This window comes from Streptomyces sp. SPB074 (genome assembly GCF_000154905.1).
GTDB lineage: Bacteria > Actinomycetota > Actinomycetes > Streptomycetales > Streptomycetaceae > Streptomyces.
Genome location: NZ_GG770539.1, coordinates 3955850 through 3977548, shown reverse-complemented (window position 1 = coordinate 3977548; position 21699 = coordinate 3955850). Strand labels below are relative to the sequence as shown.

The 21699-nt window shown below is 74.1% G+C and carries 14 protein-coding genes and 3 pseudogenes; 9 read left to right on the top strand and 8 right to left on the bottom strand.

The features are described from left to right. Nucleotides 1-61: 61 nt before the first annotated feature. Together SSBG_RS16560 and gap are read left to right on the top strand one after the other, a co-directional pair. Nucleotides 62-682 (top strand): annotated as a pseudogene (locus SSBG_RS16560) (helix-turn-helix domain-containing protein); the annotation flags it as partial. Between the two features lie 429 nt (nt 683-1111). After that, on the top strand, nt 1112-2107 hold the full coding sequence (gene gap, locus SSBG_RS16555; RefSeq protein ID WP_008747245.1) for a type I glyceraldehyde-3-phosphate dehydrogenase: 996 nt from the start codon (nt 1112-1114) through the stop codon (nt 2105-2107). Nucleotides 2108-2500: 393 nt separating this feature from the next. Here gap and SSBG_RS16545 read toward each other — a convergent pair whose 3' ends face one another. Then, nucleotides 2501-4183, bottom strand: coding sequence for an MFS transporter (locus SSBG_RS16545; protein WP_078491328.1), 1683 nt, complete (start codon nt 4181-4183; stop codon nt 2501-2503). 44 nt (nt 4184-4227) lie between these two features. Further along, on the bottom strand, nt 4228-4665 hold the full coding sequence (locus SSBG_RS16540) for a MarR family winged helix-turn-helix transcriptional regulator (protein WP_008747242.1): 438 nt from the start codon (nt 4663-4665) through the stop codon (nt 4228-4230). Between the two features lie 179 nt (nt 4666-4844). Between SSBG_RS16540 and SSBG_RS31335 the strand changes: the two genes are divergently transcribed. Next, on the top strand, nt 4845-5021 hold the full coding sequence (locus tag SSBG_RS31335) for a hypothetical protein (RefSeq protein WP_008747241.1): 177 nt from the start codon (nt 4845-4847) through the stop codon (nt 5019-5021). A 138-nt stretch (nt 5022-5159) separates the two neighbouring features. Here SSBG_RS31335 and SSBG_RS16535 read toward each other — a convergent pair whose 3' ends face one another. Next, nucleotides 5160-5657 (bottom strand): MarR family winged helix-turn-helix transcriptional regulator, encoded by a 498-nt coding sequence (locus SSBG_RS16535; RefSeq protein WP_086023057.1) that lies wholly within the window; start codon nt 5655-5657, stop codon nt 5160-5162. 363 nt (nt 5658-6020) lie between these two features. Between SSBG_RS16535 and SSBG_RS16530 the strand changes: the two genes are divergently transcribed. Beyond that, nucleotides 6021-6536: a YceI family protein gene (locus SSBG_RS16530; protein ID WP_008747239.1), complete on the top strand. Its 516-nt coding sequence runs from the start codon at nt 6021-6023 to the stop codon at nt 6534-6536. Nucleotides 6537-6612: 76 nt separating this feature from the next. Here SSBG_RS16530 and SSBG_RS16525 read toward each other — a convergent pair whose 3' ends face one another. Then, entirely contained in the window at nt 6613-8070 is a 1458-nt protein-coding gene (locus tag SSBG_RS16525) for an NCS2 family permease (RefSeq protein WP_008747238.1), read from the bottom strand. Nucleotides 8071-8364: 294 nt separating this feature from the next. On the opposite strand from SSBG_RS16525, the gene SSBG_RS16520 reads away from it, so the two are divergent. Continuing rightward, the gene (locus SSBG_RS16520) at nt 8365-8640 is read left to right on the top strand and encodes a DUF2530 domain-containing protein (protein ID WP_037869955.1); all 276 of its coding nucleotides are present in this window, start codon (nt 8365-8367) and stop codon (nt 8638-8640) included. Between the two features lie 157 nt (nt 8641-8797). Here SSBG_RS16520 and SSBG_RS16515 read toward each other — a convergent pair whose 3' ends face one another. Continuing rightward, entirely contained in the window at nt 8798-9286 is a 489-nt protein-coding gene (locus tag SSBG_RS16515; RefSeq protein ID WP_037869952.1) for a MarR family winged helix-turn-helix transcriptional regulator, read from the bottom strand. Between the two features lie 122 nt (nt 9287-9408). Here SSBG_RS16515 and SSBG_RS16510 point away from each other — a divergent pair, with 122 nt between their 5' ends. The 3 genes from SSBG_RS16510 (at nt 9409) to SSBG_RS16500 (ending at nt 15371) form a co-directional block, all read left to right on the top strand. After that, nucleotides 9409-11946 (top strand): FUSC family protein, encoded by a 2538-nt coding sequence (locus SSBG_RS16510; RefSeq protein ID WP_008747235.1) that lies wholly within the window; start codon nt 9409-9411, stop codon nt 11944-11946. A 122-nt stretch (nt 11947-12068) separates the two neighbouring features. Further along, nucleotides 12069-12635, top strand: a complete 567-nt coding sequence (locus SSBG_RS16505) for a GIY-YIG nuclease family protein (protein WP_008747234.1) — start codon at nt 12069-12071, stop codon at nt 12633-12635. Between the two features lie 273 nt (nt 12636-12908). After that, entirely contained in the window at nt 12909-15371 is a 2463-nt protein-coding gene (locus tag SSBG_RS16500) for a cation-translocating P-type ATPase (protein WP_037869950.1), read from the top strand. Nucleotides 15372-15568: 197 nt separating this feature from the next. On the opposite strand, the gene SSBG_RS16495 is transcribed toward SSBG_RS16500, so the two are convergent. The 3 genes and pseudogenes from SSBG_RS16495 to SSBG_RS31330 form a co-directional block, all read right to left on the bottom strand. Continuing rightward, nucleotides 15569-16243, bottom strand: coding sequence for a class I SAM-dependent methyltransferase (locus SSBG_RS16495; RefSeq protein ID WP_008747232.1), 675 nt, complete (start codon nt 16241-16243; stop codon nt 15569-15571). 125 nt (nt 16244-16368) lie between these two features. Then, nucleotides 16369-19524 carry a sacsin N-terminal ATP-binding-like domain-containing protein gene (locus SSBG_RS16490; RefSeq protein ID WP_037869948.1) on the bottom strand — a complete coding sequence of 1052 codons (3156 nt, stop codon included), beginning with the start codon at nt 19522-19524 and terminating at the stop codon, nt 16369-16371. Nucleotides 19525-19724: 200 nt separating this feature from the next. Beyond that, a pseudogene (locus SSBG_RS31330) lies at nt 19725-20589 on the bottom strand (DUF3027 domain-containing protein). A gap of 402 nt (nt 20590-20991) precedes the next feature. Here SSBG_RS31330 and SSBG_RS16480 point away from each other — a divergent pair. Beyond that, nucleotides 20992-21699 (top strand): annotated as a pseudogene (locus tag SSBG_RS16480) (MFS transporter); the annotation flags it as partial.

Genomic DNA, 21699 nt, shown 5'->3' with positions numbered 1-21699 from the left:
AAAAAAAAAAAAAAAAAAAAAAAAAAAAAAAAAAAAAAAAAAAAAAAAAAAAAAAAAAAAAGCGACCGGCCTGCTCGACGGGCGCCGCGCCACGACGCACTGGCACTACACGCGGACCCTCGCCGCGCGCCACCCGCGCGTCCGCGTGGACGAGAACGTGCTCTTCGTGGACGAGGGAACCGTCCTCACCTCGGCGGGCGCCGCCTCCGGCATCGACCTGTGCCTGCACATCCTGCGCCGTGACCTCGGCGTCGCCGCCTCGCACCACACCGCGCGCCGCCTCGTCGCCGCGCCGTACCGCAGCGGCGGCCAGGCGCAGTACGTACCGCGCGCCGTGCCCGAGCCGCTCGGCGAACGCTTCGCCGCGACCCGCGAGTGGGCCCTGCGCCACCTCGGCGAACCGCTCGGCCTCGACGTCCTCGCCCGGCACGCCGCCGTCTCGCCGCGCACCTTCTCGCGGCGCTTCGCCGACGACACCGGCTACACGCCCATGGAGTGGGTGACCCGCGCGCGGATCGACGCGGCGCGCGAACTCCTGGAGCGCTCCGGGCGGAGCATCGAGCAGATCGCCACCGAGGTCGGGCTCGGCACGGGCGCCAATCTGCGACTGCACTTCCAGCGGGTCCTGGGGACGAGCCCGAGCGAGTACCGGCGCACGTTCTCGCGCGGGGGACGCGGGTGAGGGGGCGCGAGTGAGGGGGCGCGAGTGAGGGAACGCGCGTGAGCGCGGGGAACGCGCGTGAGCGCGGGGAACGCGCGTGAGCGCGGGGAACGCGCGTGAGCGCGGGGAACGCGCGTGAGCGCGGGGAACGGTGACTGCGCGGTGGGGGTGCGGGGCGAGGCGCCGTACCTGAGAGGCGCCGCGACACACGCGGCGGCCGCACGCCGGGGACCGCTGGCGTGATCCTTGCGGACGATGGCGCTTCCGCCTCGGCCACCGGGCGGCGGCCGGCGCGAGGCTGGTGGGGAAGGCAGGAGCCGCACCGCGGAAAGCCCGCCGGAAGTCAGAAGCCGCACCGCAGAAAGCCCGCCGGAAGGCAGGAGCCGCCCTGCGGGAAGCCCGCCGAGCGGCGGGGGCCGCACCGCAGGAAGCCAGGAAGGGACACCCACCATGACCCGTATCGCCATCAACGGATTCGGCCGCATCGGCCGCAACGTCCTCCGCGCCCTCGTCGAGCGCGACAGCGCGCTGGAGGTCGTCGCGATCAACGACCTCGGCGACCCCGCGACGCTCGGGCGGCTGCTGCGGTACGACACGACGGCGGGGCGCTTCGGCCGCCCGGTGACGGTGGACGGGGACACGCTCGTCGTGGACGGCCGCCGGATCAAGGTGCTCGCCGAGCGGGAGCCCGCGAAGCTGCCGTGGGCGGAACTGGGCGTGGACCTCGTCCTGGAGGCGACCGGTCGGTTCACCTCCGCCGACGCCGCGCGCGCCCACCTCGACGCGGGCGCGCGCAAGGTGCTCGTCGGCGCGCCGTCCACCGGCGCGGACGTGACACTCGCTTACGGCGTCAACACCGGGGCGTACGACCCCGACGCGCACCACATCGTCTCGAACGCCTCCTGCACGACGAACGCCCTCGCGCCGCTGGCCTCCGTCCTGCACGAACTCGCGGGCATCGAGCACGGCTTCATGACGACCGTGCACGCCTACACGCAGGAGCAGAACCTCCAGGACGGCCCGCACCGCGACGCCCGCCGCGCCCGCGCCGCCGCCGTCAACATCGTGCCGACCACGACGGGCGCGGCGAAGGCCATCGGGCTCGTGCTGCCGGAGCTGGACGGCAAGCTCTCGGGCGACTCGATCCGCGTGCCGGTACCGGTCGGCTCGATCGTGGAGCTGAACACGACGGTGGCGCGCGAGGTGAGCCGCGAGGAGGTGCTCGCCGCGTACCGCGCGGCCGCCGAGGGCCCGCTCGCGGGCGTTCTGGAGTACGCCGAGGACCCGCTCGTCTCGGCCGACATCGTCGGCGACCCCGCCTCCTCGATCTTCGACGCCGCGCTCACCCGGGTCGACGGCACGCACGTGAAGGTCGTGGCCTGGTACGACAACGAGTGGGGCTTCTCGAACCGCGTCGTGGACACGCTGGGGCTGCTGGCCGGCTGAGGGGCGCACCCCGGGGACGTACGGCCGTCTAAAACGCCCGTATGGATCTGTACAGACGTCTGTACAGATCCATACGGGCGTTCATCCGTGGTCTATACGGCTGTTCAGGACGAGTCGTACGGGCCTACCCGGACGCCCGCACGGCGCACGCCACGGCCGCCCGCCGCCAGCCGAACGGATCGCGTGCCACCACCGCCCGCCGCGACCGGACGGACCGCGCGCCATAGCCATCCGTCAGCCTGACGAAACGCATGACGACGCCCGCTGACCGGACGAACCGCGCGCCAGCCGCCAGCCGCCAGCCGAACGGATCGCACGCCAGCGCCACCCGCCGGTCGCCCCGGCGAACCTCACGCCAGCCGCCACCCCCAGCCGTCCGCGCGCCACGCCCCCTCACGCCACCGCCGCCAGCTCCTTCGCATGCTGGCCCTCGCGGGGGACGAAGCGCAGGCGCGGGTGGCCGCGGTTCCAGCCGAACTCCATGCGCAGGCCGCCGATACGGGCCAGGACGAGGCCGACAGCGACGGCGGCGAGTGCCGTGATGACGCCACCGGCCGCGAAGCCGACGCGGGCGCCGTAGGTGTCGGTGAGCCAGCCGAAGAGCGGGCCCCCGACGGGCGTACCGCCGGTGAAGACCATCATGTAGAGGCTCATCACCCGGCCGCGCATCTCCGGTTCGGCGGCCATCTGGACGGTCTGGTTGGCGGTCGTGTTGGACGTCAGGCCGCACATGCCGATCGGCACGAGCAGCGCGGCGAAGACCCAGTACGAGGGCACGGCCGAGGCGATGATCTCCAGGACGCCGAAGGCGATCGCGGCGCCGACGAGGAGCCGCAGGCGGGTACGGGCGCGGCGCGCGGCGAGCAGCGCACCGGCGAGGGAGCCGACCGCCATGAGGATGTTGAAGACCGCGTACGTCCCGGCGCCCGCGTCGAAGACGTCGTCGGCGAAGGCCGAGAGCCAGACGGGGAAGTTGAAGCCGAAGGTGCCGACGAAGAAGACGAGGACGATCGGCCAGATCAGCTCGGGCCGCTTCGCGACGTAGTGCAGCCCCTCGCGGAGCTGACCCTTGCCGCGCGGGGTGCGGTGGCTCTCGTGCAGCTCGCCGGAGCGCATGAGGAGCAGGCCGACGATCGGCGCGATGAAGGAGAGCCCGTTGAGGAGGAAGGCGTAGCCGCTGCCGACCGCCGTGATGAGCGCGCCGCCGACGGCGGGGCCCACGAGGCGCGCGGACTGGAAGTTCGCGGCGTTGAGCGAGACGGCGTTGCGCATCATCCCCGGGCCGACCATCTCGGAGACGAAGGTCTGCCGGGCCGGGTTGTCCACGACCGTGACGAGGCCGAGGACGAAGGCGGTGAGGTAGACGTGCCAGACCTGGACGTTGTCGCTGAGGGTCAGCACGGCGAGCGCGAGCCCGGTGAGGCCCATGACGGCCTGCGTGACGAGGAGGGTCTGCCGCTTCGGCAACCGGTCCACGAGCACGCCCCCGTACAGGCCGAAGAGCAGCATCGGCAGGAACTGGAGCGCGGTCGTGATCCCCACGGCGGCCGAGGAGCCGGTGAGGCTGAGGACCAGCCAGTCCTGGGCGATGCGCTGCATCCAGGTGCCGATGTTGGAGACGACCTGGCCGGTGAAGAAGAGCCGGTAGTTGCGGATGCGCAGCGAGCTGAACATCGAGGTGCGGCGCGGGGACCCGGGGTCGGTGGGGGGTGTGGGAGCGGCGGTGTGCGCGGGCGCGTTCGTAGCAGGCTTTCCGGACGTGGGAGGTACGGGGGTACGGGCGCCGGCTCCGGCGGGAACATCCGCTCCGGACGCGGCGCGGTCACCTGGCGCGGCGGGGGCGCCGGGTTCCGTACGGGCTCGGGGCTCCGTGCGGGTGTGCGGGCGGGCCGCGGTGGCGGGGTCTTCGGCGGGGACCGGGATCTCGTCCGGGTCCTCCTGTGCGGCGTCCGCTTCAAGGGCCTGGCGCTCCGCCGTGCGGCGGGCGGGGTCCTCGGCGGAGCCGGGAGCGGGGCGGGCGGTGGTGTCGTGGTGGTCAGGTGCGGGGGCGGAGTCTGCTCCGGGTCCCGTACTCAAAGGGTTTCGCCTTCCTTTCGCTCACGGGTGCGCGAGCCTCCGGCTCACAGGTGTGCGAGCTTCTCCAGCACCGGGGCGGCTGCCCGGAGCTTCTCCCACTCGTCCTCGTCGAGCTCGGCGGCGAGCTGCGCCAGCCACACGTTCCGCTTGCGGCGGCTCTCGGCGAGCATCGCCTCGGCCCGGTCGGTGGGGCTGACGACCTTCTGCCGCCGGTCCTCCGGGTGCGGTTCGAGCCGGACGAGGCCCTTCGCCTCCAGGAGTGCCACGATCCGCGTCATCGACGGCGGCTGCACGTGCTCCTTGCGCGCCAGCTCGCCAGGGGTCGCCGAACCGCACCGGGCGAGGGTGCCGAGCACCGACATCTCCGTGGGGCTCAGCGACTCGTCCACGCGCTGGTGCTTGATACGGCGCGAGAGCCGCATCACGGAGGAACGGAGTGCGCTGACGGCGGCGGCGTCCTCACCCTGACTGAGGTCAAGCATGGTAGTTAGCGTAACTCATTACTCTTACTAAAGAGACTGCACGGAGCCTGCCCCGGCATGACCTGCCCCACACCCGCCCGTCACCTCGGGACACTCGCACGCAAGACCGCACTCACCCGTACGAGTGAGTCGCGGCCGGAAAATATCGACCGGCCCCCCGGTGCGGTGATTCTGGGCGTATGGGGACCGATGTGCTCAGCCTGCGGATCGACGGCAAACTGCTCGACCGGATGCGCACCCATGCCGCGCGACGCGGCATGAGCGTGCAGGACTACGTGATCAGGACGCTCGTACGGGAGGACTTCGACGAGCGCTTCAAGGCCGCGGTGGAGAAGACGGAGAAGTTCTACGGGTGACGGAGCGGCCCCCGGCTGACGGAGCGGGCCCCGGCTGACGGAGCGGGCCCGGCCGACGGAGCGGGCCCGGCCCACGCCGGACGGAGCCGCCTCGCCCGCGAGGGGACGTCCACCCCGTTCACGCGCGAGGGGTACCCGTCAGCCCCCACAGGGCCCCGCGCCCCCCGCGGGCCACGCGTCCGCGCCCTTCGCGAGACGGCCGGTCAGTGACACGAGCGTCGTGAACCCCTCTTCCCCGATGACCCCCACGACGCGTTCCCGCAGGGCACGGGCCAGGTCGTCGGCGAGATCCCCGGCCGCGGCGCGGCCCCCCGGGGTGAGCGCGGCGAAGGTGACGCGGCGGTCGTCCGGGGAGGGGCGGCGCTCCAGCAGGCCGAGTTCGGCGAGGCGGTCCACGACCTTGGTCGTACCGGCGGTCGAGAAGCCGAGCAGCCGGGCGACCTGGTTCATGGGCACCGCGACGCCGGGGCGCGTAAGCAGGAACCACAGCACCTGCACCGCCGCCGGGTCGATCCGCGAGCCGCGCGCCACCTCGGCCGACAGCTCCTCCTGCACACCGCCCAGACCCCGCGCGATCCCGTGCCAGCCCTCCAGGAGGGCGACATCGGTCGCACTGGGACAGCCCCCGCCCCGCACCGTCGCACCCTCGCCGCGCGCCCCGGCCCCCCCCGCCGGACAGAACCCCGCCCTCGCCCCGCGACACCGCCTCGCCACCCCGCGCCACCGCGACATCGCCGCTCAGGCCCGCGCCGCCGTCCCCCGGTACGGGGGCGTCGTCCGCGCCGCTCCCGGCGACCGGCTCCCGCGACGTCTCCACGATTCTCCTCACAGGCACGGCCACCCCGCCGCGCCTCCCTATCCCCCGAGCCACCGGTTCCGACGATACCGCCGCGAGAAAATATCTCACTGGCTACCTAATCGCTCGCTATGTGTTCGACTTTCACCAGAAGCTGAGCGCCGATCCTCCGGCCCCCTCCCACAGAGAGCGCGAGCAGCGATATGAGCAGCAACGAGACCCCCGCCCCCGGTGCCTGGCGGCTCGACGCCGGGTCCTCCACCGTGTCCCTGGGCCACAAGACCTTCTGGGGCCTGGTCACGGTCAAGGGCGAGTTCCGCACGGTCACCGGCGGCGGCGAGCTGGCGGCGGACGGGACGGCGCGGGGCGAGCTGACGCTCGCGGCGGACTCGCTGGACACGAAGAACGCGAAGCGGGACGAGCACCTGCGCTCGGCGGACTTCTTCGACGCCGCGAACCACCCGGAGCTGCGCTTCGAGGCCCGCGAGATCCGCTCCTCGGGCGACGCCCTCACGATCGACGGCGCGCTGACCGTACGCGGCACGACGGAGCCGGTGACCCTCACGGCCCGCCGGACGGAGACCGCCGCGCACGCGGTCCGCGTCGAGGCGGAGACGACGATCGACCCCCGCCGCTTCGGCGTGCTCAAGAAGAAGTCCGGGATGGTCAAGGGCGACACGGCGGTGCGGCTGTCGCTGCGCTTCGTCGCGGCGTCCTGAGGCGCGTGGCCCGGAAACGGCGGACCCCCCGGAGCGCGCGCCACGCGCTCCGGGGGGTCACTCGTACCTGCGGCCCTCAGGTGAGCTGGAGCGCCGGCATCAGGTAGTAGAAGGCGAACACCGCCGACACGATGTACATCGCGACCGGCACCTCGCGCCAGCGGCCGACGACGATCCGCAGCACGGTGAAGGTGACGAAGCCGATGCCGATGCCGTTCGTGATCGAGTAGGTGAACGGCATCATCACCATGGTGAGGAACGCCGGGATGGCGATCGTGAAGTCGGTCCAGTCGATCTTCGTGATCGATCCCGACAGGATCAGGAAGCCGACGGCGACGAGGGCGGGCGTCGCCGCCTGCGAGGGCACCATCGTGGCGACCGGCGTCAGGAAGAGCGCGAGCACGAAGAGCCCGCCGGTGATCATGTTCGAGAAACCGGTCCGCGCGCCCTCGCCGACGCCCGCCGTGGACTCCACGAAGCACGTCGTCGCCGAGGAGGACGAGGCGCCGCCGGCGGCGACGGCGATGCCGTCCACGAAGAGGATCTTGTTCATGCCCGGCATGGTGCCGTCGGCGCGGGTGAGGTGCGCCTCGTCGCCGACGCCCATGATCGTGCCCATCGCGTCGAAGAAGCACGAGAGCAGCACGGTGAAGACGAACAGGATGCCGGTGAGGATGCCGACGTGCTGGAAGCCGCCGAAGATGCTGACGTTGCCGATCAGGCCGAAGTCGGGTGTCGAGACGGGGTTGCCGGGCCACTTCGGCTCGGTCAGGCCCCAGGCCCCCGGCTTGAGGTCCGCGACCGCGTTGATGATCACGGCGACGACGGTCATGGCGACGATGCTGATGAGGATCGCGCCGGAGACCTTGCGGACGAGCAGGGCGACGGTGAGCAGCACGCCGAGGACGAAGACGAGGACCGGCCAGCCGTTGAGGTGGCCGTCACCGCCGAGCTGGAGCGGGACGGTGGTCTGCGCGGCGTCCGGGATGCGGGAGACGAAGCCCGAGTCCACGAGCCCGACCAGGAGCACGAAGAGGCCGATACCGATCGAGATGCCCTTGCGCAGCCCGGCGGGGACCGCGCTCATGACGCGTTCGCGCAGCCCGGTCGCGACGAGCAGCATCACGACGAGACCGGCGAGGACCACCATGCCCATCGCGTCCGGCCACGTCATGCGGGGCGCGAGCTGGAGCGCGACGACGGTGTTGACGCCGAGGCCGGCCGCGAGCGCGATCGGGACGTTGCCGATGACGCCCATGAGGAGCGTCGTGAAGGCGGCGGTGACGGCCGTCGCGGTGACGAGCTGACCGTTGTCGAGGTGGTGACCGTTCATGTCCTTGGCGCTGCCGAGGATGATCGGGTTCAGCACGACGATGTACGCCATCGCGAAGAAGGTGGCGAAACCGCCCCGGATCTCCCGGCCGAAGTTCGAGCCGCGCTCGGAGATCTTGAAGAAACGGTCCACGGCGTTCCGGGGCGGAGTCCCGGACGGTCCTCCGGGCGCGGAGTCCGTGACGATTGCCGAGGTGGGCATGTGGGGAAACCTCTGGTCGTAAGAGCGAGGGCAACGGGGACGACGGGCGGGTCGCGTGAGCAACCGGTCGCTCTCCGTCGAGCAATTCGGTCGCTTTGTCGATTCTTACGAAAGAACTCAGCCACACCCGAGCGGGTTCAGTATGAAGACATGAACGCGAAATAGCCATCTCCGCGCGTAGAACGCAAGTCGGACTGAGACGGCGTGTCGTGTGGATCATGGGGTGGCCTCGGGCTATACGCGGCGGCCGGAGCCCCCGGAGGCGGCCCCCGGCCGCCGCGTAAGCTGACCCGCATGGAGAAGTGGACGCCGCGACACGAGGCACCGGAACCGCTCGAAGGGCCCGTCGTGGCCACGATCGCGGTCGGTACGGGCATCTGGTTCCTGCTCTTCCTCGTCCAGCTCCCCTTCTACGGCTGGTTCGACGACCACGGCCACCTGTGGTGGCTGTGGACCTGCGCCGCCGGGGCGGGCCTCGGCCTCTTCGGCACGTGGTACGTACGCCGCCGCGACGAGGCGATCAAGCGGCACGCGGCGGGGCGGGCGACAGCGGAGGGGCCGGGAGCCTGAGGCGGCGGAGGCCGAGGGCCTGAGGCCGCGGAGGGGCCGGGAGCCTGAGGCGGCGGAGACGGGGCGAGTTCCCCGCGCTTCACGCAACCCGGACCCTCACGACTTCGCGCGCCCCAGCCCGCACGGCTGGCGCGCCCGGATCCTCAGGCCCCAGCTCTCACGGCTCGCGCGTGAGGTGCTTCCGCGCGACCGCCGCGTTGTACTTGCGGAACATCTCGCCGAGCAGGCGCAGGTCCTCCTCGTCCCAGTCGGCGAGGAGGTCGGCGAAGCCCTCCTGGCGGCGTCGGCGCGTCTCGGCGGCGAGCGCGCGGCCGGTCTCGGTGGGGGTGATGAGGCTGCGGCGCCGGTCGGCGGGGTCGGGGGTCGTGGTGGCGAAGCCCTTGCGGCGCAGGGCGGCGACCTGACGGCCCGCCGTCGAGGGGCTCAGGCCGAGCATCGCGGCGAGGGCGTTGATGTCCGGGGGTTCGGGTGCCGACCCGAGCGTGCGGAGCATGAGGTATTCGGAGCGGTCCATCTCGCTGTGCGTCTCCGACCTGCGGTGGAGCAGTTCGAAGTTGCGGTTGAGGAAGGCGGTCTGCCCCTCGATCCGGCCGATGAGGTCCGCGCGGGGCGGTGCGGTCCCGGCCGGGTGTCGCTCGACGGTCATCCTGCTGGCACTCCCCGTAAGGAATATCGGTACGATACTTGTTATTATATGTAACGTACAGGCTCTGGAGGACGCGCCACCGCGACCCGCCCGGGCCCCCTTCCCCGAGCGACAAGGACCTGATGGCAGAGGGCATACGTTCCGAAGCACCGCACGCCGATCCCACGGCGCCGCACCCCGCGACCTCACCCGCCGCCGCACCTCCGTGCGGCGCGCCCCCCGCGCCCGGCGGCTCCGCCCGCCGCGTCACCGCGCCCCCCGCCGCACACCGGCCCGCGCACCACGCCGCACCCGCTCCGCGCGTCTCCGCGCTGCGCACCGCCGCGCACGGCATCCGTGATTTCCACCTCGGTTCCGACCCGGGCCTCGACCGGCTCAGGACGGCCCTGATCGCGGGGCTCGCGATGGCCGGGGCGCTCGGCATCGAGTACCTCTACGCGAGGCTCGGCGGCGCCGCACCGCAGGACATGATCGTCTACATGATCATCGGCACGGTGGTCGCGATGCTGGGCTCGAACGCGCTCGCCGGGCCCTCGGTCGTGGCGAACCTGCGGATCGCCGTGTTCTTCCCCGTCGCGCTCTTCGCCGGGCTGCTGCCGGGGATCGCCGTCGCGGAGCACGAGGGCCCGATGCTGGCCGGTTTCGTCGTCGTGATGTTCGCCGCCGTGTACGTGCGCCGCTTCGGCCTCGCCTACTTCTTCTACGGCTTCATGGGCTGGATGGGCTACTTCTTCGCGGCCTTCCTCCACCCTCAGCTCTCCCAGCTTCCCGGGCTGCTCGTCGCCGTGCTCCTCGCCACCGTCTGGGTCACGGCCCTGTGCGTGGCCCTGCTGCGCAACCGCGCGGGCAACGCGCTGCGCCACGCGCGCGCCGCCTTCGGCGCCCGGGCCCGCGCCGTCTCCCGTACCGCCGCCGCGCTCCTCGCCGCCGGGGAACCGCGCCGCCGCGAGCGCCTGCGCCGCGAACTGCACGCCCGCCAGCTCGGCCTCGCCGAGACCGCGCTGCTCATCGAGGGCTGGTCCACCGAGCCGGGCGCGCTGCCCGAGGGCTGGTCGGCGCGCGCGCTGCGCAGCCGGCTCCTGGAGGCGCAGCTCGCCGTCGAGGCCGTCGCGCACGCCGCCGACACGCTCGCGCGGCAGCCGTACGAGCCCGGGGGGCCGCGCGCCGCCGCGCGCGCCATCGCCCACGCCCTGGGCCGCCACCGCTACGCGCAGGCGGACCGCCTCGCCCGCACGCTCCTGGAGTCGCGCCGCGCCGACGCGCCGGACTCCGTACGGGGCACGCTGCCCGCCGCGCGGCAGCTCGCCGCCGCCGCCGCGACGTACACCGCGCTCGTGGGCCGGGTGCCCGCGCCCGGCGCGGCGGCCTCCGACGACAGCGGCTTCGAGCCGGCCGTCGCGCTGAGCCTCGGCAACCTGCCGGGCTCACCCGCCGTCGCCAAGGACGTGCACGCGCGCGGGCGTGGCTGGAATCCGCTGCGCCGCGTGCGGCTCTCGACGCGGCAGGCGTGCCAGGCCGCGATCGCCGGGGGACTGGCGATCGTCGTGGGCAAGGCGATCTCGGAACAGCGCTACTACTGGGCCGTCATCGCCGCGTTCGTCGCCTTCACCGGGACGGCGACGCGCTCCGAGACCGTCATCAAGGCAGGTCACCGCGTCCTCGGCACACTGCTCGGCATCATCGCGGGCATCGGTCTCGCCCACCTCACCACCGGGCACAGCCTGCTCGCGCTGACACTCATCGTCGTGAGCATGAGCGTCGGCTTCTACCTGGTGAAGGTCTCGTACGCCTACATGATCTTCTTCGTCACGATCATGGTGGCGCAGATGTACACACTGCTCCACGAGTTCTCGGCGCAGCTCCTGCTGCTGCGCCTGGAGGAGACGGCGGCGGGCGCGCTCGTCGGCATCCTCGTCAGCCTCGTGTTCCTGCCGACCGGTACGCGGGACACGGTGAACTCGGCGCGCGCGGAACTGTTCGGGGCGCTCACGGAACTGCTCGAAGGGGTGGCGCTGCGCTTCGAGGGAGCGGCCGTGGAGGACGCCGACCCGGACGCGCTCGCCCGCGAGGTCGACCACCGGCTGCGCGCCCTCGCGCTCGTCGCCCGCCCGCTGACCCGGCCCCTGGTGTGGCGGCACAACCCCTCCTACCTGCGCGAACGGCTGCGGGTCTACGCGGCGGCGGCGCGCCGGGCCCGCGTCCTGGTGCCGCTCGCGAGCGCCGCGACGTCCACCGCGACGCCGACTCCGCCGCGCGCGCACCTCGCCGCGGCGACCCGTGCCCTGGCGGCGGCGACCCGCGACCTGACGAGCCACCCGGACCGTGCCGTCGTCGCGACGGAAGAGGTCCGCACCTCCCTCGCCGCGGCACGCGCCTCCCTCGCGGCGGCCGAGCGGGCCACGCGCGCCGAGGCCGGAAGGCCCCCGCGCGCCCTCCTCCCCCTCCACCACCTCTGCGACCTCCTGAACGACCTCTCCACCGCCCCGGCCCTGCGCCGCGGCGGCCCGGGGGACGTGGTGACCGTACGGGGGACGGTGAGCGGAACGGCGGCCGGTGAAGCGACGTCGGCGGGCGAAGTGACGACGGCCGGTGAAGCGACGCCGGCGGGCGCGCCGCTGGGGAACGCCGGGATGCCCGCCCTGACGGAGCGACAGGGCTGAATCCCCGCGGTCGGCGGCTTCTGCCATGCTCGTGCGCACCTGTGTCAGGGGGCGCACGAGCGGGCAGGGCGGGCCGCGCGCCTTCGCTCCTCCTCCGCCGCCGACCACGGAACGGACACGTCGTGCCCAGCACCCTCGCCCAGGCTGCTCGCGAAGCCCTCACCCGCCCCGGCCGTCTGTGGGACGTCGGAGAGCTGCTGGCCCGGCCGAGCGTCGTGCCGGCCGCCCCCGGCCTCTACGGCTGGCACTTCGGCCGGGCCCCGCACCCGGATCTTCCCGCCGGGCGGCTCCTCTACGTGGGAATCGCCCCACGTGCCGCGCCCGTCGCGGGCCGGACGCCGCAGAACCTCCGCAAGCGCCTGCGCACGCACGTCCGGGGCAACGCCTCCTCCTCCACGCTGCGGCGGTCGCTCGGCGTCCTGCTCGGGGTGGAGCTGCGGTGCACCGGGAGCGGTCGCCTCGTCTTCGGGCCGGAGGGCGAGGCCGAGCTGAACCGGTGGATGGCGGAGCACGCGCGGGTGTGCTGGTGGGAGCACGAGAGTCCGTGGACTGCGGAAGGGCCGCTGATCCAACTGCTCGACCTCCCGCTCAACCTCGCGGGCAACGCCTCGCACCCCTTCCACCCGCGTCTCACCGTGCTCCGCGCCCGAGCCGCCGCGCAGGCACGCTCCCTGCCGACGCCCGGCTGAGACGGACGCCCGGCTGAGACCGACGCTTGCCCGGGGCCCACGCTCTGCCGAGAACGGCGCTTGGGCGAGGACGGCGGGCCCGCCGGTCGCCGTATCTCTGGGCGTGCTCGTGTCGCCGCGGCTCTGCGTCGTCCGTGTCCCCCTCAGGCCCTACTGCGGAAGGTGGAGCCGTGGGGGTGGGGCCTCCGTCTGGGGAGGGAAATCTTGCGGGGTGCGCAGGTTTTCGGGCCTCTCGACAGGTGGTGGGCCTGATCAGCGCATACGGTCGGTTCCATGACGGATGGGGTGAAGGACGGCGCGGGGTCCGGGGGCGGGGTGTCCGCCGCCGGGCTCAGTGCCGCCGAGGTCGCGGAGCGGGTGGGGCGCGGGGAGGTCAATGACGTCCCCGTGCGCAGTTCGCGCTCGCTCAAGGAGATCGTGCGGGCGAACGTCTTCACGCGCTTCAACGCGATCATCGGCGTGCTGTGGCTGGTCATGCTCGCCGTGGCGCCCTTCCAGGACAGCCTCTTCGGGTACGTGATCGTCGCCAACACCGCGATCGGGATCTTCCAGGAGTGGCGTGCCAAGCGGACACTCGACTCGCTCGCCGTCATCAGCGAGGCGAAACCGACCGTGCGCCGCGAGGGGCGGTCGCGGGAGGTCTCGGCGAGCGAGCTGGTGCTGGGGGACCTGGTCGAGATCGGTCCCGGTGACAAGATCCCGGTGGACGGCGAGGTCGCGGAGGCCGACAGCCTGGAGATCGACGAGTCACTGCTGACCGGCGAGGCCGATCCGGTCGTCAAACGGGCCGGCGACCCGGTCATGTCGGGCAGTTTCGTCGTCGCGGGCGGCGGGGCCTTCACCGCGACGAAGGTGGGGCGCGAGGCGTACGCGGCGCGGCTCGCCGAGGAGGCGTCCCGCTTCACGCTCGTCAGCTCCGAGCTGCGCACCGGCATCTCGACCATCCTCAAGTACGTGACGTGGATGATGGTGCCGACCGCGATCGGCCTCGTCATCAGCCAGCTCGTCGTCAAGGAGAACAACTTCAAGGACGCCGTGGCCCGCACGGTCGGCGGCATCGTGCCGATGGTCCCCGAAGGACTCGTGCTGCTCACCTCGGTCGCCTTCGCGATCGGCGTGATCCGGCTCGGGCGCAAGCAGTGCCTCGTGCAGGAGCTCCCGGCGATCGAGGGGCTCGCGCGCGTGGACACGGTGTGCCTCGACAAGACGGGGACGCTCACCGAGGGCGGCATGGACGTCTCCCGGCTCACGCCGCTCGGCACGTACGACGAGAAGCGGGCCGCGACCGTGCTCGGCGCCCTCGGCGCCTCCGACCCGCGCCCCAACGCGAGCCTCCAGGCCGTCATCGACGCCTACCCCGACACGAGCGGCTGGCGCGTCGAGCAGGCGCAGCCCTTCTCCTCGGCGCGGAAGTACTCCGGCGCCGTCTTCGCCGGGGAGGGCGGCTGGCTGCTCGGCGCCCCCGACGTCCTGCTGCCCGCCGGGCACCCGGCGCTCACGGAGACCGAGGAGCTGAACCGGCAGGGGCTGCGCGTCCTGCTCCTCGCCCGCGCGCGCGAGGGCGCCGCGCTCGACGCGCCCGGCGCGGCCGAGGGCGCGGAACCGGCCGCGCTCGTCGTCCTGGAGCAGCGCCTGCGCCCCGACGCCGCCGACACGCTCGCCTACTTCGCCGAGCAGCACGTCGCGGCGAAGGTCATCTCGGGGGACAACGCGGTGGCGGTCGGCGCGGTGGCGGCGAAGCTCGGGCTGCCGGGCGCGGACAGCGCGGTGGACGCGCGGGAGCTGCCGAAGGACCCGGCGGAGCTGGCCTCGGCGATCGAGGACCACACGGTCTTCGGGCGGGTGACGCCGCAGCAGAAGCGCGAGATGGTCGCGGCGCTCCAGTCGCGCGGGCACACGGTCGCGATGACGGGCGACGGCGTGAACGACGTCCTCGCGCTCAAGGACGCTGAGATCGGCGTCTCGATGGGCTCGGGCTCGGAGGCGACGCGCGCGGTGGCGCAGATCGTGCTGCTCGACAACAGCTTCGCGACGCTCCCCTCGGTCGTCGCCGAGGGCCGCCGCGTCATCGGGAACATCACGCGGGTCGCGACGCTCTTCCTCATCAAGACGGTCTACTCGGTGCTCCTCGCGGTGCTCGTGGTCTGCTCCCAGGTCGAGTACCCGTTCCTGCCCCGGCACCTGACGCTGCTCTCGACGCTCACGATCGGTGTCCCGGCCTTCTTCCTGGCCCTCGCGCCGAACAAGGAACGCGCGCGGCCGCACTTCGTGCGCCGTGTCATGCGGTACGCGATCCCCTGCGGCGTCATCGCGGGAGCGGCGACGTTCGTCGCCTACCTCATCGCCCGCGCGCACTACTCGGGGCACGGGGCGCTCGACGCGGAGACGAGCGTCGCGACGCTGACGCTCTTCCTCATCTCGCTGTGGGTCCTCGCGATCGTCGCCCGCCCGTACACGTGGTGGCGTGTCCTGCTGGTCGTGACGATGGGTCTCGCCTTCCTCCTCGTCCTCGCGGTGCCGTGGTTGCAGGACTTCTTCGCCCTCAAGCTGGTCGGCACGACGATGCCGTGGACGGGCGTGCTCATCGCGGTGATCGCCTCGGTGGTCCTGGAGTTCGCGTGGCGCTGGGCAGGCCGCCGCTTCCCGAGCGACCCGGCCGCGCAGACCCCCGCCCGGGCACGGAGGCTCGCGGGCCGCGACGGCGCGACACGAGCGGGCGACCGGAAGCAGGGGTAGCCGGGGGGAGGGGCGGGGAGGGAGCCGGGAGGAGGGAGCCGGGAGGAGGAGCGGAGACACGCGGGGCGGCGGCGGGCCGCGCTACGGCGGACATCGCGCCGGGACGCCCGCCGGCCCACCGGCCGCCAAGCCACCCGACCGCCAACCGGCCGAGCTGCCCGACGCCCCGCACCTCTCCCCCCGGCACTCGGAGGCGCTCAGCTCTCGTGTCTGCGGATCTTGAGGGCGTTGTCCCTGCGGTGGTGGGCCTCGCCGTCGGGGGCGTGCTGCACGCGGTCGTGCTCGGCGGCGGTGAGGACGTCCCATTCGCCGTCGGGGAGCCGCAGGCTCTCCAGGACCTCCTGGGGCGAGGGCAGGTGGAGGGCGAGGTGCGGGTCGCCCTCCTCGTAGGACTCCCAGGGGGCGAGGCCCGCGTGGCCGGTCACGAGGAGGGTGCCGCCGGGGGCGACGGCCGCGGCGGCGCGGCGCAGGATCGCCTCGCGCGGGAAGGAGGCGTCGGGCGAGTGCAGGAAGGAGGCGGTGACGAGGTCGTAGGTGCCCTCGGGGAAGCTCGTGCCGAGGACGTGCCGCTCGAAGCGGGTACGGTCCGCGACGCCCGCCTCGGCGGCGTGCGCGCGGGCGCGGACGAGCGCGGTTTCGGCGATGTCGGTGCCGGTGACCGTCCAGCCGCGCCGGGCGAGCCAGACGACGTCGGCGCCCTCGCCGCAGCCGAGGTCGAGCGCGCGGCCCGGGGCTAGCTCGGAGACCTCACGGACGAGCGCCGCGTTGGGCTCGCCGCTCCAGATCCGGTCGCTCCCGGCGTACCGGCTCTCCCAGAAGGCGCTCCCGTCGCCGAAGTCCTCACCGCTCGTGTGCTCGGGATGTCCGCTCATGCCCGTACCTGCCTCTCGCCCTGGGGTTCGCGGCCATCGTGCGGACGGCGCGGGGCGCGCGCCAAACGGCGTTGCCGTTCCGGCAACAGGACGCGCGCCCCGCGTGCGGTCTCGGCCGCGCGGTCTCAGTCGAACCAGCGGTCCCGCGCCAGCTCCGCCGTCCGCGAGTCGTCCTCCAGGAGCGCGGCGACCTCGAAGCGGCGCGGCCACTGTCCCGCCGCCCAGGCGAGCCCGGCGGCGACGCCCTCCAGGGTCGCGGCGTGCACGGTGCCGTCCGGCGTGTGCCGCCAGTCGACCTCGACGCCGCCGGAGGTCAGCTCCTCGTACTCGGTGTACGTGGCGGGCGTGCGCGGGCCGAGGAGGGTGCGGACGGCGGCGGGCACGTCGTGGACGGTGCCCTCGCCCTCGACGCGCGCGGGCACGGCCTCGCCGAGCCTGGCGACCTGGAGCAGTTCGGCGAGCGCCGCCGCCAGCGCGGGCCGTACGGGCAGGAGCGGGCGGTCCCCGGCGAGCGGCAGCAGGTCGGGGGCGTCGGCGACGAACGCCTCGGTGGCGTCCACGACGAACGGCGTCGCACCCGGTTCGGCGCGGACGGCGCGCAGGTCCTCGGGGAGGGTGACCTCCTCGGGGTCGAGCGTGGCGAGCGCCGAGTAGAGGCCGTGCAGCTGGGCCGCGGTGACCTCGCGGGACGGGTCGGCGAGGCGGTCGAGGAGTTCGGCGGCGCCCCCGGGCTCGTCCAGGAGCGCGGCGGCGCTCGTGCGGACCCCGAGGGCGCGCAGCACCTCGGCGTCCTCGAAGCCGCTCGCGTCGGCCTCCTCGTACAGGCCGCGCAGGAGCGGGTCGCCGCCGGCGGCGAGGAGCCCGGCGGGGCGGCGGCCGTCGAGGACGGGGTGTCCGCGCAGCCACCAGGCGGTGTACGGGCGGACCGACTCGGTGGTGCCGTCCGGGAGGAGTACGCGGACCGGGGCGGTGAGCGCCTCGCGGTAGGGGGGCCGGGAGAGCAGCGCGAGCGCTTCGGGCCAGCGGTCGTCGGCGACGAGGTCGAGGTCGCGGACGGCGAGGAGTTCGGTCGCGACGGGCGGTACGGGCGTGTCGGGGAAGCGGTCGAGGATGTCCTCGCACCACACGTCGACGGCGTCGAGGAGCCCGGCGTCGTCGGGCTCGGGCCAGTCGCCCTCGCGGGGTTCGAGCTCGTCGGGGTCGAGGACGGTGTCGTGGGCGCGGACGAGGGCGAAGGAGCCGAGGACGCCGCAGGCGGCGAGGGGTTCGGCGCCCCAGCGGGCGGCGAGGTCCGCGTCCACGGCGGCGAGGGCGTCGGGGCGCATGACGGCGGCGAAGGGGCCGCCGGGGAGGACGAGTTCGCAGGCGGGGGCGAGTTCGCCGTCCTCGTCGGGCAGGGCGAGCGCGCCGAGCCAGGGTTCGTCACCGGCGTCGAGCCCGGCGTCCCGCACGAGGCCGAGGACGAGCGCGGCCAGTTCGTCGGGGTCGGGCGGCCCGCCGCTCTCCAGGCCGCCGTCCCAGGGTTCCTCGTCGAGCGAGGCGGCGACGGCGGCGCGGACCTGCGGCGTCGTGAGGACGGCGCGCGGGGTCGCGGGGAGCGCGCCGAGCTTTTCGAGGAGCGGGTGCGCCGCCTCGGGGTGGGCGACCTTGAGGCCGAGGCGCGCGAGGGCCTCGGCGGCGGGGCCGCCGTCGGGGAGCGGCAGCAGGATGTGCCGGGGGCCGAGCGCGGTACGCCCCGAGGCGAGCGGGACGGGGAGCCCGGTGAGGCGGTCCGGGTCGACGCCCGCGAGGGAGTCGTAGAGGCGGTACCACCAGCCGGGGGCGCGCTCCAGCCCGGCGAGGCGGTCGATGGCCTCGGTGAGCGGGACGCGCGCGATGTCGAGCGTGCGGAGCGCGGGGCTGCTCTCCAGCCCGGCGGGAAGCAGACTCGGCAGGACCTCGGCGAGCACGTCGACGGTCTCGCGGCCCGCGCCGCTGACGACCTCGGCCTCGACGGGCCGCAGCGCGGTGTAGCTGCCGGGCTCCTCGCCCTCGTGCGGCACGGCGGGCGCGAGGAAGGCGGTCCGGGGCAGCAGCGCGAGGATCGCGGCGCGCACGGCGCCGTCGAGCGCGCCGCGCCCGAGCGGGCCGGGCACGAGGCCGAGCAGGGCGGGGGTGACGGGCCGCCAGCCGGCGAGGAGTTCCGCGTACGCCTCGGCGGCGCGGGCGACGAGGAAGTCGGTGAGCGGGCCCGGCGCGACATGGCGGCGGCTCGTGTCGAGCGGGAGCGTCGCGATGAGCAGCGCGGGCACCCCGAGGGGTTCCTCACTGGGCGTCGGGGCGTGCACGACGGGCACCGTGCCGGGCGCCTCGGGGGCGCCCTCGGCGTCCACGGGAACGGCCCAGGTCACCGCCCACCAGGGGCGCAGGCGTTCCTCGACGGGCCGGCCCGCGAGGAGCGCGGTGTCGAGGGCGCCGCCGTGGCTGACGGTGCGCCAGCGGCGTACGGCGCCGTTGTCCTCGATGACGGTGTACGGCTCCTCGACGCGGCGGCGCAGCACGCGGGTGCCCTCGGGGGTCTCCACGACGATCTCGGCGAGCCCGGGCAGGGAGAGGAGGAGCGCGTCGTCGATGCCCGCGAGGAGGCGTTCGACGAGGTCCTCGGCGACGGAGTCGCGCAGCGGGAGGACGACGACGGTGTCGTAGCCCTCGGGCGCGGAGCCCTCGGCGGGCAGGGGCAGCCGGAGCAGCGGTACGTGGCCCTCGCGGCGCCGCACCTCCTCGTCCAGGGCGGGCACGCCGAGCGCGGCGACCGCCTCGCGGGCCTCGGCGAGGGACCAGCGGACGCCGCCGGTGCGGCCGAGGACGGCGGGTTCGTCGCTCACCGCGAGGACGGCGGCGAAACCGACACCGAAGCGGCCGACCGTGCCGGTGCCGTCCTCGCGCTTCGCGGAGGCGCGCAGCGTCGCGAGCGAGGCGACGCCGCCCGCGTCGAGGGGGGCGCCGGAGTTCGCGACGGCGAGGACGGGAGGGTCGTCCCCGGCCCGGTCGCGCAGGGCGATACGGAGCCGGCCGGGCACCCCGGCACGGGCGGCGGCGTCGGCGGCGTTCTGCGCCAGCTCCACGACGACGCGGTCCCGGTAGCCGCCGAGCGCGAGGTCCTCCTCGGCGTTGGCGTCCTCGCGCAGCCGCGCCGGGGACGCGGTCCACGCGGCGAGGACGGTGTCCCGGAGGCGGGCAGTGCCGAAGACGTCGTCCGCGGTGGTGGGGGGGCGGGGGGATTCCTCGGCTTCTCGGGTCACTGGGCTCACTCCTTGGCGATGCGTGTGCCCATGAAAGTAGCGGGGAATCGGGGTACGCCCGGACCGGGTGGCCGCCCTGTGCACCCGCGGGGCTTTTGTCCCGCGGCACGGGACGGGCCGGGGGACGCTCCCGGGCGCGCGGGACCGCCCGACCGCCCGACAGCAGGACCGCGGGGACCGCCTGACCGCAGGACCCCGGGCTAGAAGAAGTCCCTCGGTTCCGCCACCTCGTCCAGGGCCAGGGGTGGCGCCTCGGGAGTCTTCGGCATGACCGCCGCCTCGGAGTGGCCCCCGCAGCCGTACGACAGGGAGACGACGTGGCCGTCCGCCGGGCCGAACTCGTTGGCGCACAGGCCGAAGGACTGGCGCAGCGAACCCGCGAGCGGGACGAGGAAAGGCGCACGTGTGGCAGGGCGCGGGGGCCGCCTGCGCCATCTGGGTGTCCGGCCCGTACTGCTCCGCCCACCGCTCGGCGGCCGCCTCCAGGCCGTGGCGGGAGAGCACGCGGGGCCGGCCGAGGCCCAGCTCCCGCCCGACCTCGGCGATCGAGCCGCGCGAGGGCACGACGGGCAGGGCGGCGGGCGGGCCGTCGGTGACGCCGGCGTCCTCGGCGTCGGCGCGCTCGGCCAGCTCGGGGCTCAGCGCGGAGTCCGGCGGCGGGGTGTCGTCGTCGCCGTCGTACAGGCCCGGCTCCAGGCGCGGGTCCTCGGCCTCGGTGGGCAGGAGGTCGCCGGGGCCCATGTCACCGGGGCGCAGCCGCTCGCTCCACGGCAGCCACTCGGGCGCGAGGACCGACTCGGGGCCCGGCAGGAGCACCGTCTCGTCCAGCGTGACGGCCTTGGCGCGCGAGGCGCGCGCCACGGTGACGGCCCAGCGCCAGCCCCGGTAGCCGAGGTCCTCGCAGGCGAAGTAGTGGGTGACGACCCGCTCGCCCTCCGCGACGGCGCCGACGTACGCGCCGACGACACCCGGCGCGGCGGTCTCCGCCGCCGCGGCGCGCGCCAGGTCGACCGCCTCGGCACACAGGCGGTCAGGGGTGCGGCTTCGCGTTGTCGCTGCGCTCACAGGTATCGCTTCTCTCCTACGCCGTCTCACGAGTGCGCCCGCTCCGGCGGGGCCCGGACACGGTCGGGGGTGCGGACGGAGCGGACCAGAGGGCCGCGTCGACGTCCGTACCCGGTCGGTTCGGGTCCCGGGTGCGCCTTCGTGATCCATTCTGCGGGATCGCGAAAGGGCGCGCGGCCAGGACCGACCGCCGTGGGCGCGCTGTGCACGCTACCCTCTCCACGCCCCGGGGCCCACACGGACGTCCCCCACTCCCCCGTTCGCGCCCCCGCGCCACCCCCGGCGAGGCACCCGCCGGGGGTGGCGCCGCACGGGTCGTACGGGCCGGGCGGCGTTCGCCCGTACGTCCCCTTCCCGCACAGGAGACGCACTAGGCGGCGCTCTTCGGGGCAGGATGACGACGTGACCGCTTCCACGTCGTCGGGTGAGCAGCGTACGGAGCGCGGGGGTCCCCGGCTCCGGCGGACGCGTGCGGCCGGACGGGTCGCCGCCGCGCCCTTCGCCTCGACGGGCCGCCTGGTGCGGCGTGTCACGCACGCGCACGGCGCGGGCGAGTCGGGGCTCGGCAAGCTCATCGAACTGCACGGGGTCAACGGCGCGGGCGACGTGATGATCACGGTCTCGCTCGCTTCGACGGTGTTCTTCGCGGTGCCGACGGACGAGGCGCGCGGGCGCGTCGCGCTCTACCTGGCGATCACGATGGCGCCCTTCACGGTGCTCGCCCCGGTGATCGGCCCGCTCCTGGACCGGTTGCCGCACGGGCGGCGCGCCGCGATGGCCACGTCGATGCTCGCGCGCGCCGTCCTCGCCCTCGTCCTGTCGCACGCGGTGGTGAGCGGCAGCCTGGAGCTGTACCCGGCGGCGCTCGGGGTCCTGGTCGCGTCGAAGGCGTACGGGGTGGTGCGCAGCGCGGTCGTGCCGCGCCTGCTCCCGCCCCGGTTCTCGCTGGTCAAGGCGAACTCACGGGTCACGCTCGGCGGTCTCCTCGCGACGGGCGCGGCGGCCCCGGTGGGCGCCGGGCTGCAACTGCTCGGGCCGCGCTGGCCGCTGTACGGGGCGTGCGCGCTGTTCGTGCTGGGCGCCTTCCTGTCCTTCCGGCTGCCGCCGAAG